Genomic DNA, 12,584 nt, shown 5'->3' on the forward strand with positions numbered 1-12,584 from the left:
CTTGCCCCGAGTGTGCCGGAAACGACTTAATCCCCTCCGTCCCCTTTTTCTTCTACAGCGCCTCGCCAGCGTCGGCCAGGCGCGATTCGATCAGCGCATACCACTGCTGCAGCACGTCGATCAGCATGTCCAGCTCGGCATCGGTGCGCTGCGCGCGGCCGCTGCGCAGGCAGGCCTGGGCTTCCTGTAGCTGGGCCAGGAACCCGGCCACGGTATCGGCCTGCAGGATCAGCCCCGGCAGGCGCCGCCCGGGAATGCGTACCACCGCATGATTACCGAGCTGACCGTACACACTCAGTGTGGTTTCCGTCTTCATGGAAAGAGGCAGGAATTGGGCGTTCATCGCGTGCACCATGGAAAACCTGAGCCGCCGGCAGGCGTGATCAACGGGGGAGACGTAACCACGTCCTGCCGACGGTCAGGGGGGACTCGGGATGCCGGGGCATGGCCCCGGCGCAGGAAACTCAGCGCGGCTGCGCCACCCCGGCGATCTGCACCCGCCGGTTCGGTGCCAGGCAGGCGATCAGCTCGCGACGGTTGCGCTGCTCGCACTGCACGACCGGCTCCGCTGCGCCCCGCCCTTCGGCGCTGATGCTGGCCGCAGGCACCCCGCCCTGCACCAGCGCGCTGCGCACGGCCTCGGCGCGTCGCTGCGACAGGGTCTGGTTGTAGCTGGCACTGCCGATACGGTCGGTGTACCCGGTCACCCGGATCGACTGCACCTGCGCGGCCTCGCGTACCTGCGCCAGGATGCCCTGCACCGCCTGCTGGCCTTCAGCGCTGAGTACCGCACTGTCGAAGCCGAACAACGCATCGGCGGACAATCGCAGCGGCTGCTCCGGCAACGGTGCCGGTGCCGGTGGCGCCGGTGGCCGTGGCGGTTCGATCACCGCCGCGCACGATTCCGGCTTCCAATAGCCCCCTTGGGCGACGCCCTTGCTGTCGAAGCGGACCTGGAACTGGCAGGTGAAGTACTCCGCACCCTGTGCGGTGCGGAAGTTGAACAGGTAGTTCCACTCGCGCACGCCCCACATGCCTTCATTGAAATGCGGCGTACCCAGCAGCGTGTACAGCTGGCGCTTGGTCATGCCCGGCGCGAAGCGGCGCAGGTCGGCGACGTCAGGATAGATGCCTTCCTTCAGCGAAGCCCTGGAGGCCTCCGGGAAGTGCACGGCGGTGGCTTCGGCAGGACCCTCGGCGGCCGGCGCATGGCTGCGGCAGGCGGCCAGCAGTCCCATCCCCAGGACCAGGCCCAACATGGCGGCCATCTGGCCGCTACGGGCGATGCGATGCTGTTTCATGTCATTCCCCCTATGGACGTTTCCGCGCTGCCGGGCCGCGGTTGCGGCCCGGCGACGGCGATCACCACTGGATACCGGCACCGACGGCCACACCGGCCTCGCCACGACTGTTGGTCGAACCGCTGAACTTGTAGATCCAGCGGCCACCTTCTGAGACGCCGGAGATGCCGACCGCCACGCCCGACTCGCCGTTGTAGCTGCCGGCGGCGACCGAGGCCATGCTGCGGCCCGCTTCGCTGGGCTGCGGCAGGGCTGCGGTGGCCATCGCCGAAGCGATGCCGGCCGAGGCGCGGTTGTCGGTCTTGCGCAGGTCGCGCTCGAAGCCGCCCATGCGCTCGTCGGTGTAGGCCTTGGACCAGTCCAGGGTCTGCGCCATGCCCGACTTCAACTGGTCCACGTTGACTGCGTCGGTACCGGCGGTGCCGGCGGCGACATTGCGCACCGTGGTCGGACCGCTGCCGGTGCCGCCGAGGGTGACACTGTTGTAGTTGGTGGCACCATTGGTGGTGGTGTCATAGCGGATCGTGCCCTGCTGCGAGGCCTGCAGCTGGCGCACGTTGACCGCATCGGTGGCCTGCGAGCCGTCGGCCACGTTGACCACCTGGCGTTCGGCACCGGCGGCACCGACCGACACCGTGTTGGCCCGGTTCGCCACCGAACCCGCACCCAGCGCCACCGAGTTGTCGGCCTGCGCCTGCGAACCATTGCCCAGCGCGGTCGAGTTGGCACCGGCTGCGGTGGAGCCTGCACCACCGGCGGCCGAGTTGGCACCACTGGCGGACGGATCGGCCAGGTTGTTGGTGTTGTTGGCGCGGAAGCTGCCCGCCACGTTGGTGATGTTCTGGATCTTCTGGTCCGTGTAGGACTTGGACTGGTCAATGGCGTAGTTCACGCCGTTCTTGAGCTGGCCGACGTTGGTCGCATCGTGGTCGTCCGAGCCATCGGCAACGTGGGTGATCTTGCGCTCGCTGCCGCTGCTGCCGACCGAGACTTCACCAGCCGAGTTGCTGGCACCGGTCTGGCCATAGGCACCGGTATAGCCGCTCTGTGCGCCGACACTGGCCACCGAACCGGCACCCAGTGCCACGCTGTTGCCGGCACTGCTGCTGGCACCGTTGCCGACAGCCACACTGTTGGCACCGGCTGCACTTGCCTGCGGGCCGACCGCCACCGCTTCCGCACCAGCCGCGGTGGCTGCGGCCGCCGTCGAGTTCACCGCCAGGTAGGCACTGCCACCGCCACCGTTGGTGATGCGCTGGTTGAGGACCTTCAGCGAGCCGTCCACGGCAGTGAAGGCGGCGGTGACGTTGTTGTAGTCGCCGCTGGTGAAGGTGCCGTCGGTGGCGATGCTGGAGATGCTGAACTTCGGCGCGGTCCACACGTTGGTGGTGCCGTTGTAGGCGGTGGTGCCACCGAAGTAGTTGGCAATGGTGCTGTTCGTACTGAACAGCTGGTCGCCGGTGATGGCATCACTGCTGCCAGCCAGGATGCTGCCGGCGGCGACGTTGGTGATCTTCACCGCGCCGGTGCCGGTACCCGTCAGCGTCACGCTGTTGAGCACGTTGCCGCTGCCATCGACGTCGTACTTCACGGCCAGCTTGTCGATCTCGCCGGTCTGGTCAGCGACGTTGGCCAGCGAGTTGCTGACGGCATCGAAGGCGGTACCGACGTCGTTGTAGCTGCCCTTGGTGACGGTGCCGTTGGCGGCAACGTTGTTGATCGAGTAGGTCGGTGCGGTCAGTACGCCACTGGCGTTGACTGCTGCGCCACCGCCGAGATGGGTGGCCACTGCCTGGTTGGCGGCGAACAGCTGGGCACCATTGATGGCCTCGCTGCTGGTGGCACTCACCTGGCCCGGGCCCAGGTTGCGCAGCGTGGTGGCGGTGCCGGTCTGGCCCAGCGTGGCGCTGGCGTAGTTGACGCTGCCATCGCCGTTGAGGTCATAGCGCAGTGCACCCTGTTCCGATGCCTGCAGCTGGCCGACGTTGACCGCATCGGTGGCGGCCGTACCCGCGGCCATGTTGGTGACCTGACGCTCGGCACCGGCGGCACCGATGGACACGCTGTTGGCACGATCGGCCAGGCTGCCGGCACCAACCGCAATGCTGTTGGCAGCGGTGGCACGGGCATTGGTGCCGACTGCAATCGAGTCGGTGCCAGTGGCCAGCGCCTCGGTACCGGTCGAGTTCACCCGCAGGTACTTGGTGCCACCGTTACGGATGTCGGTGATCTGCGTGTTGAGGTTGACCAGCGAGCCGTCGACCGCGGCGAAGGCATCGGTAGCGTTGTCATACAGGCCCTTGGCGATGGCGCCGCCGGTGGAGATGGTGCTGATCTCGAACAGCGGCGCGGTGAAGGCACCACTGGCCGGATCAAACGCGGCGCGGCCACCGAAGAAGCTGGCGATGGCGGCGTTGGTCGCAGCCAGCTGGCCACCGTTGACCGCTTCCAGGCTGCCTGCGGTGACCGCGCCGCCGGCCAGGTTGCCGATGGTGGTGGTGCCGGTGCCGGCGCCTAGCGTGACGCGACGATAGTTCGGATTACCTGCACCATCCAGGTCGTAGGTCACCGCTGCAGCCGCCACATCGTTGATGAGGCTGATCGCGCCCTTCAGCTGGACCACGTTGACTGCATCGGTATTGGCACTACCGGCAGCAACATTGGTGATCTGGCGCTCGCCACCACCTGCGGTGCCCACCGACACTTCACCGGCGGAGACCTGCGGTGCAGTCAGGCCGTAAGCACTGTAGCTGGCCTGCGCGCCGCGCAGTGCGGCCGAGCGGTAGCCCAGTGCGACCGAGTTGGCCTGGTTGGAGGTGGCTTCAGCACCGAGCAGGGTCTGGCCGTTTGCGGTACCGACGGCACTGTCGCCGACGATCACCGAATGGCCCATGCGCGCAGCGTAGTCGGCGGTCGGTACACCGGTCGGGTTGCTCGGGTCGTTGACCCCATCACCCGGGAAGGCGACGTTGGCATCGACCTTCGGCAGTTCGTGCCGTGCATTGGCACCGATCACCACTTCCTTCGAACCGTTGGCGAAGGCGCCGTCCCCCATCAGCACCTGGTAGTCCTGCGCGGCATTGACCGCCCAGCACGAGATGTCTGCAAGGGCGATATCGAGGCACTTGGCGGCCCACGCCGGCGAGTCCTTCGGCAGCAACAGACCCAGCAGGCCACCCGGATTGCCGTTGTTGATGTTGTAGATGTAGCTGTCGGAGGTGACGCCACCGATCAGGGTCAGGTGCGAGCTGCCACCGGTAGCGGCACCGCCAAGCCCGTTGAGGGTGCTGCCGACTGGCGACAGGTTGACCACCGGCAGGCCCAGCACATTGACCGTCGAGTAGGTCTGCATCACGTTGGCGTTGCTGAGCTTGAGGTTACCGTTGCTCAGGTAGCCGTTGCCACCGAACAGGCTGGTGGTGGTCGGGCCGATCAGCTGCCCGACATTGCCGACCAGGCCGCCAGTGCCGATGATCAACCCCGCATTCGGATCGGCCGGAGCCGGCGCCTTCGGGCTGGTCGGCGGAATCGCCGAGGGCTTGGTCAGGCCGAGGCCGCTCAGTGTGCCACCGACCAGGCCACCCACGGCGCTGCCCAGATTGCCGATGGTACCGTTGAGGTTGCCGTTGAGCAGGTTGCCCACTGCACTGCCGACGCTGCCGAGCGTGTTGCCCAACAGGCCACCCAGGCCGCCCGTGCTGCCTCCGGTAGCGCCATTGAGTACACCGCCGACAGTGTTGCCCACTGCACCCACGGTATTGTTGAGCGTACCGCCGACAGCACTACCAACCGAACCGACCGTGCCGTCCAGTGCACCACCCACGGTACCGCCAACTGCGCCCACCGTGCCAACCGCGCCGTTGAGCGCGCCGCCGACTGCGCTGCCGACCGAACCGACCGTGCCGTTGAGCGCACCACCCACGGTGCCGCCAACTGCGCCCACCGTGCCAACCGCGCCGTTGAGCGTACCGCCGACTGCGCTGCCGACCGAGCCGACCGTGCCGTTGAGCGCCCCACCCACGGTCCCGCCGACTGCGCCCACCGTGCCAACCGCGCCGTTGAGTGCCCCGCCGACTGCACTGCCGACCGAGCCGACCGTGCCGTTAAGCGCACCGCCCACGGTGCCGCCGACTGCACCCAGCGTGCCAACCGCGCCGTTAAGTGCTCCGCCGACTGCACTGCCAACCGAGCCGACCGTGCCGTTGAGCGCACCACCCACGGTGCCGCCAACTGCCCCCACCGTGCCGACCGCACCGTTGAGCGCGCCGCCGACTGTGCTGCCGACCGAGCCGACCGTGCCGTTGAGCGCACCACCCACGGTACCGCCGACTGCGCCCACCGTGCCAACCGCGCCGTTGAGCGCGCCGCCGACTGCGCTGCCGACCGAACCGACCGTGCCGTTGAGCGCCCCACCCACGGTGCCGCCGACTGCGCCCACCGTGCCAACCGCGCCGTTGAGCGTACCGCCGACTGCGCTGCCGACCGAGCCGACCGTGCCGTTGAGCGCACCGCTTACGGCTCCACCAACCGTACCCACGGCGCCATTGAGCGTGCTGCCCACTGCGCCACCTACCGTTCCAACCGTGCCGTGCAAGGCGCCGCCGACCGCACCAACCGTGTTGCCTACGGTGCCATCAAGCACGCCACCCACGGCGCCACCTGCCGCGCCGACAACGCCGCCCACCAGGCCACCGACGCCCAGCGCGCTGTTCTGCGCTGCCACGGTCGCTTGGCCGGCCAGCTTCAGATTGCGGTCGGCCACGACTTCCTGGCCATCCGGCGCCTGCACGCGCACTTTGCCGGCAACACCGGTATCGAAGGCTGCGGTGATCGCACGATCGTGGGTCTCGCCCGGCAGCTCCTCCTTGGCCGGCAGCGTGACCGCTGCCGTCGCCTTGACCTGTCCCTGACCGTCGATCTGGTGGCCCGCCAGCTTGAGCTGCGAATCCACCTTGCCGTCAACCGACGCCTTGAGGCCGGGCAGCGAGCCAGCGGACGCGCCGGCAACAGCGACAGCCGCCTTGGCACCGGTATCGATCGAGGCCACCTGGGTACCGGTGACGCCAACCCTGGCCTTCGCCTGCGCATCCGCAGCCACCCCAAGCGGCCCGTGCGCAGACGGTGCAACGTTGGCCGCCAGCGATGCATCAATCTTCGCCACATTGGACGCTGCATGACCCAGCCCGACATTGGCCCGGACATCGGCCGCCAGCGCCGGAACGGCGACCTGCTTCGGCGCGGTGTTCGCATCCAGCTTCACCTGCACCGTCGCCGGCAGCACGTCGCGCACCACAGGCAGCGCGTTCGTACTCAGTTGCAGGCCGACACGCGCATCAGCGCTGATTGCCGTTGTGCTCTGCGCCTGACGCGAGGCGGCCGCCAATGCCACTTCAGCATCAACCTTGACCGGCATCGGCTGCGCGTACTTGGCCGCGAGCGCCTGCAGGTCACGCAGGGACTGATTGGATTCGGACGCTCCTGCATGCCCGCTGGCCAGCACGCACAGCAGGGCCAGGGCCAAGGCGGTGGGCATCAGCAGGGCACTGCGCGGATCACGGGCAGCGCTGCCGCCGCTGTCGCCGGTGGCCAGTTCCGAGGCCACAACCAGAGCATTGAGCTGGCGGTTCCATACACGCCGGTAGATGCGGTTCATGAGCATTTCCCCCGTAGGCGAACAACTTGAATGTCAGTGGACTTGCCGTTAGGCAGGTGACTGACATTTCAGCGTTTGCAACGGCAGCTGCGCACTTCATTCCGGCACGGCAATCGCGCATTCCGGCAAATCCACGGTCGGAATCGGCAGCCGGTTATGCAGAAGCGGCAACCATATCGGCAAGCGGATATGCAATTCCGGCAGAAACGACCGGGAAACCCTTGTGGTGCTTGGTTCAGGCCGGCTGGCCGATCTGCGCAGGCGCGCGCATGAGCGTGTCGCGCGGGAGTTCACCGAACACCTTGCGGTAGTTGTCGGCGAAACGCGACAGGTCCCACAACCCACAGCTGAGGGCAATGGCCTTGACCGAGCGACGACTGGAATCGGCCATCGACAGGCTCCGGCAGGCTGCGCACAGGCGCAGCATGGACAGGTAACGGTTGGGCGAGGTGCCGAACAGATCCTCGAAGGCGTAGCGCAGCCCACGCTCACTGACGCCAGCCGCATCGCAGATCTCATTCATATAGATATTGCGGCGCAGATTGAGCCGCATGAAATTCTCTGCCCGCTGCGCGATCAGATAATGGGTGCGCCGTGCACGACTGCATCCAGGCCGATCGGCTGCACCGGCACCGAGCAGGGCCTGCACGTGCTCGTGCAGCAGCTTCTCGGTTTCTTCCGGTTGCAGGCTCGCCCCCTGCCCCAGTTGCACGTGCAGTTGCTGGTAATGCTGTGCAAGAGGAGTGGTTTCGCTGGCGAGATTGAACAACGACAACGCCTGGCCTGCCGGCGGCGTACTGCGAAGGCTCAACTCGGTCAGTTTTCGCTGCACCCGCGCAACCGGCACCAGCATCAGCGTCATGTGCGTACCCGGACTCAGCGTGAACTCGCTGATGCCTTCCGGCATCACCGTCAACGCCATGCCGGGGGTAAGCGGTACTCCGTGGCACCAACTCAGCGTTTCATCCGTTGCATGCAGGTAGCCCAGCATCGCCCAGTCCGGCGGCAGCATGAAACGGCCACGACAATGGAATCCACAGCTGATGCTGCAGAACAAAGCCTCTTCATGCACGCGCGAAGCGAAGGCCGCCCGGGGCCCGTTGCCATCGAGCAGAAGCAGTTCGACATCGCACACACGAAGTACGCCGCTCAGCGTCGCCAGGTCGATCGACCGCAGGCCGCTTTCGTCGCTGTCTCCTACCCCACCATCGACCATGACAGTGTCGTCCCCCCGTTTATATCCGTCGTGCGATGCGACCCCCACTGCCTGACAGGGCACGCACCCCTCATGGAATTGCTTCCATCTCCGGGGCGAGCGATGCCGCCAACAACGTGCTCGCCCCATAAAGAAACACGAATACTTGAATGCGAGTATGCCCGATAATTTACGAGGATAAACATCCCTCGCTCCCGGAACAGGATGGATACAGACGTGAACGTAAAGTTGTCGCCCGCGGCACGGTTTTCGCATGCGCAGGAATCTGGAATCACATTATCTGCACGTCGATGAATCGTTTTGCCAGGGAACGGATTTTCGTCACAGAAACGGACTGAAGTTTTAAGGCCCAACGACTTTCTGCCGAATTTGCATATAGGTTCCGGTTGCAGCTGGCCGCCATTCAGGCAAAGTCGATAACACGGTGATCAGGCCATCCAGCAATGGCCTCACCCAGGGGGACTGCATGACCATGCACGTATCGCTCGATGTTTCGACCACCGGCCCTTGGCTGCGGGGTCGTCATTGCGCGAACGACGTCCCGCCTGGAAACGATCACCCTGCTTGAGCACAGCGGGTCCATCCCGCCGTGCCTCCTCCGCCAGGATGCGCGGAGGCCCACGGACGATCCCGGCGGAGCCGGGCCACCGCCCAACAGGTGTCCTGTAGCAGACAGGTTGAGGGAGACAAAGGTCATGAACGCATCGATCCGCAAGTTCCTGAAGGAAGAAGACGGCGTAACCGCCCTTGAGTACGGGTTGCTGGCCGCGGTGATTGCCGGCGTCCTGATCGCGCTGGGCAGCACGCAGATCCAGACGTTCTTCAGCACGCTCTTCGAGAATCTCACCAAGCTTGCCAACAAGGCCTCAGGCACCACGCCTGCGTAAGCCGCGTCCCAGGTTGGATCAGGGACAGCAACTGCTGACCGTCCACTGACGGACGATGGAGTGTGTGATGACACTGCTGGGATTGTTGGCCATCGGTGTGTGCCTGCGGATCGCGATCAGCGATCTGTACGCCCGTCGGGTGCCCAATGCCTGGCTGCTGTCTGCATGCGCGATCACCGTTGTCCTGCTCATCGCAGGCCAGTTCAGTGCGCCGCGCCTGCCGTGGATTTCCCACGTTGCCGGCGCGGCGCTCGGCCTGGTCGCATTGCTGCCCTTCTATGCGCTGCGCTGGATGGGCGCCGGCGATGTGAAATTTTTTTCGGCACTGGGCTTGATGCTTGGCTGGCAGGCGCTGCTGCCGATCTGGATCGCGGCCAGCATCGCAGCGGGCGTACATGCAGCGGTGGTGCTGGTGTCGCGCCGGCTGGGTCCAGTACTGCCCATTGGCCTGCAGGCCCAGATGATCCGGGCGAGTTCGCAATGGCATTCACACCCGGCGCTGCGCGGGATGCAAAGCGCTCGCCAGGGACGCCAAGGCATTCCCTACGCGGCCTACCTGGCAATGGCAGCCATCGGTTGGATCCTCTTCAGTACGTACGGAGGCCTGACATGAAGATCCATCGTCCAAGGCTGCAACGGGGCGTGGTCAGCATTGAATTCGCGCTGATGCTGATGCTGGGCCTGCTGCCACTACTGCTGTTCACTTTCTCCGGCGTGATGATCATGGCGGCCCAGCAGACGCTGGCAACCGCCTCGGCCGAGGGTGCTCGCGCATCGCTGCGCTACGGCACTGCCAATGAACGCCGTACAGCGGCCTGTGTTGCCGCGCGTGGTTCGATGCAGTGGCTGCTGAACTTCTCGGGTCAGCCCGTCGACTGCAGCAATGGGGGAAGCAACGCCGTCACGGTATCCGCGCAGGCGCCCTGTGCCGGCCTCGCCACGGTCCAGTGCATCACCGTGACGGTCAGCTACGACTATGCCAGCCACCCCTTCCTGCCCGGCACCGCCACGCTCTACAAGTGGGTGATGAAGGCTCCCATCCGCAGCGTCGCCGTCGCCCAGCTCGACCTCGGCAGCGGCAACTGACGAACACTCAAGGAGACGGTTCCATGCTCAAGTTGACCCGCATCGCCGCCGTCGCCCTGATCGGGCTGGCCGTGCTGCTGGCCGTGGTTGCCTTGATGATCGGACGCAGGTCGGCAGCGCCTGCCTCGGTTGCCCCTGTTGCGCACAGCGAAGCCCAGGCAATCACCGTGGTCGAAGCCGTGGCGCGCCTGCCGGCCGGCGAACCGATCAGCGCCAATGGTGTGCGCCTTGCACAGCGAAGCACGCCGGTTGCCGGTGCCGCCACCAGCATGTCCGCGGTCGTCGGCAAGGTGCCGGTGCAGGATATCGCTGAAGGCACGGCGATCAGTGCCGGCAGTCTCGCACAGGGCTTCTCGCTGCAGCTGCGCGCGGGCGAACGTGCGCTGGCCGTACCGGTCGACGAGCTGGTGGGTGCCGGCAACCGCATCCTGCCGGGTGACTTCGTCGACGTGTTCCTCAACCTTCGCAATGCCCAGCCTAACGTCAACAGCCCAGGCGAAGCCGCGCAGACCCGCCTGCTGCTGTCACGCCTGAGAGTGCTCAGCTATGGCCAGCAGGACATTGCCCCAGCCAGCGATGCGGCGGTAGCCAGCAGTGAGGCCGACACCCGCAACGATCCACGCGCCGCCGATATCACCGGTAGCAGCAACCAGAGCACGGGCAGCGAGGCTACCCAGCCCGCACGCAGCGCGGTACTGGCGGTACCGGTGGCCGATGCCAACCGCCTGCTGCTGGGTGCGCAGCAGGGCAAGCTGTTCCTGGCGCTGCGCAACCCTGCCGATTCCGGCCAGCCCGATCTGGCGCTGTTCCCGCAGGCACGCGGGGTGATCGATCCGCTGCGTGGCCTGGATGCAGAACAGCAACTTGCGCTGCAACGGCCAGAAAATCACGCGTTCGCCGGCATCGACGGCGATGCACTGGCCGGTCGCAGCAGCACGCCCGCCCGCAACTACCCGGAAGCGCCCGCCCGCGCGCCGGCGCCGCGACGCAGCGCTCCGCGCGCGCCGGGTATCGAGATCATCCGCGGTGACGGCTCCGCTCCCCGTGGTTCCCTATGACTGCATCGAGCGCATCCATGACCGAACGTCGCCACTGTCCACGTCCGTCCCCCCGCCAGCGCTGGCTGGCCCTGCTGCTGGTGCTGCTGGCACCGGCGACGAGCGTGGCTGCCGACGACCTGGTACTGCAGGCACGTGAGCAGCGCCCCTGGACCCTGCCGGGCGATCTGGAGAGGGTCGCCATTGCCGATCCGGGCGTGGCCGATATCGTGATGCTGCGCGGCCAGCGCCAGGCGCTGCTGGTCGGCAAGGCTCCGGGCACGACCACGTTGCTGCTCTGGCATCGCAAGCAGACCGAGCCACAGCGCCTGCAGGTACGGGTACAGAGTGCGGTACAGGGCGCCGCCGATGCAGGGGCGAACGGGCTGGTGTTCACCCAGCAGGACAACCAGGGCCTGCTGCAGGGGAGCACCGACAGTGTGCTGTCGCACATGCAGGAGCAGAAGCCCGCTGCCATGGCGCTGGGCAAGGACGGCATGCTCGCCGATGCCTCCACCGTCAACAGCGGCGGCGTGGTCCAGGTCGAGGTCAAGGTGGTCGAGTTCAACAAGACCGCGCTGAAGCAGATCGGCATCAGCTTCCAGAACCGAAATGGCAGCTTCGCCTATGGTTTCGCGCGGCCTGGCGGCCAGCTGCCGGGCAATACCGGCATCCTGCCAGGCATGAAGGAGGGCAACTCCGGCAATGAAGCCGAGTCGCCCATCTCGTCTGCGTTCCGCCTGGTGTTCGGCTCGACCAAGGGACTGTGGAACGCCGACGTGGACCTGCTGCAGAGCAACGGCATGGCCCGCGTGCTGGCCGAACCCACCCTTGTTGCACTGTCCGGTCAGAGCGCCAGCTTCCTGGCCGGTGGCGAGCTGCCCATCCTGGAGCCACAGGGACTTGGCACCACCACCATTACCTACAAACCATTCGGCATCGGCCTGACCGTGACCCCGACGGTGTTGTCGCCCAACCGCATCGCGCTGAAGGTGGCGCCGGAAGCCAGCGATCTGGACTACAGCAATGCCATCGCGCTCAACGGCGTGCAGATTCCCTCGATCACCACCCGCCGCGCCGACACCACGGTCGAACTCGGCGACGGCGAGAGCTTCGTGATCGGTGGCCTGGTCAGCTCGAACGTCGTCTCCAACGTCGGCAAGATCCCCCTGCTGGGCGACCTGCCGATCATCGGCTCATTCTTCCGCAACTTCGACTACAAGCGCCAGGACAAGGAGCTGGTGATCATCGTTACGCCACGGCTGGTGCAGCCGTTGGCACGCAATACCGAGCTGCCGCTGCCTGGCGACCGCGAGGCCAAGCCGAACCTCCCCGAATGGGGCGCGTGGCTGCTTGGCCCGATCAGCCAGGACCCGGTACCCGGTTTCTCGCGCTGACTCCATG

9 protein-coding genes are annotated in these 12,584 nt (G+C 66.4%); 5 read left to right on the top strand and 4 right to left on the bottom strand.

Features of this window, described 5'->3' with window-relative positions:
• Positions 1–52: 52 nt before the first annotated feature.
• The 4 genes from HLA98_RS08495 to HLA98_RS08510 form a co-directional block, all read right to left on the bottom strand.
• A complete protein-coding gene (locus HLA98_RS08495; protein WP_019659952.1) occupies positions 53–343 on the bottom strand; it encodes a DUF6959 family protein in 291 nt (96 codons plus the stop codon).
• A 121-nt stretch (positions 344–464) separates the two neighbouring features.
• Positions 465–1,301, bottom strand: coding sequence for an OmpA family protein (locus tag HLA98_RS08500; protein WP_057500490.1), 837 nt, complete (start codon positions 1,299–1,301; stop codon positions 465–467).
• 61 nt (positions 1,302–1,362) lie between these two features.
• Positions 1,363–6,954, bottom strand: a complete 5,592-nt coding sequence (locus HLA98_RS08505) for an ESPR-type extended signal peptide-containing protein (protein WP_129550514.1) — start codon at positions 6,952–6,954, stop codon at positions 1,363–1,365.
• A gap of 235 nt (positions 6,955–7,189) precedes the next feature.
• Complete coding sequence (locus HLA98_RS08510; protein ID WP_049448371.1) at positions 7,190–8,170, bottom strand: AraC family transcriptional regulator; 981 nt, start codon at positions 8,168–8,170, stop codon at positions 7,190–7,192.
• A gap of 695 nt (positions 8,171–8,865) precedes the next feature.
• Between HLA98_RS08510 and HLA98_RS08515 the strand changes: the two genes are divergently transcribed.
• From HLA98_RS08515 to HLA98_RS08535, 5 genes are all read left to right on the top strand, one after another.
• Positions 8,866–9,057 carry a Flp family type IVb pilin gene (locus HLA98_RS08515; protein WP_049448369.1) on the top strand — a complete coding sequence of 64 codons (192 nt, stop codon included), beginning with the start codon at positions 8,866–8,868 and terminating at the stop codon, positions 9,055–9,057.
• 67 nt (positions 9,058–9,124) lie between these two features.
• A complete protein-coding gene (locus HLA98_RS08520) occupies positions 9,125–9,670 on the top strand; it encodes an A24 family peptidase (protein WP_049448367.1) in 546 nt (181 codons plus the stop codon).
• Positions 9,667–10,143, top strand: coding sequence for a TadE/TadG family type IV pilus assembly protein (locus HLA98_RS08525; RefSeq protein WP_057501692.1), 477 nt, complete (start codon positions 9,667–9,669; stop codon positions 10,141–10,143). The genes HLA98_RS08520 and HLA98_RS08525 overlap by 4 nt, the downstream gene beginning before the upstream one ends.
• 23 nt (positions 10,144–10,166) lie before the next feature.
• Positions 10,167–11,201, top strand: coding sequence for a Flp pilus assembly protein CpaB (gene cpaB / locus HLA98_RS08530; protein ID WP_057501691.1), 1,035 nt, complete (start codon positions 10,167–10,169; stop codon positions 11,199–11,201).
• A gap of 17 nt (positions 11,202–11,218) precedes the next feature.
• Complete coding sequence (locus HLA98_RS08535; RefSeq protein WP_049448361.1) at positions 11,219–12,577, top strand: type II and III secretion system protein family protein; 1,359 nt, start codon at positions 11,219–11,221, stop codon at positions 12,575–12,577.
• Positions 12,578–12,584 lie beyond the last annotated feature (7 nt).

The sequence above is a fragment of the Stenotrophomonas africana genome, assembly GCF_013004645.1.
GTDB classification, from domain to species: Bacteria; Pseudomonadota; Gammaproteobacteria; order Xanthomonadales; family Xanthomonadaceae; genus Stenotrophomonas; species Stenotrophomonas africana.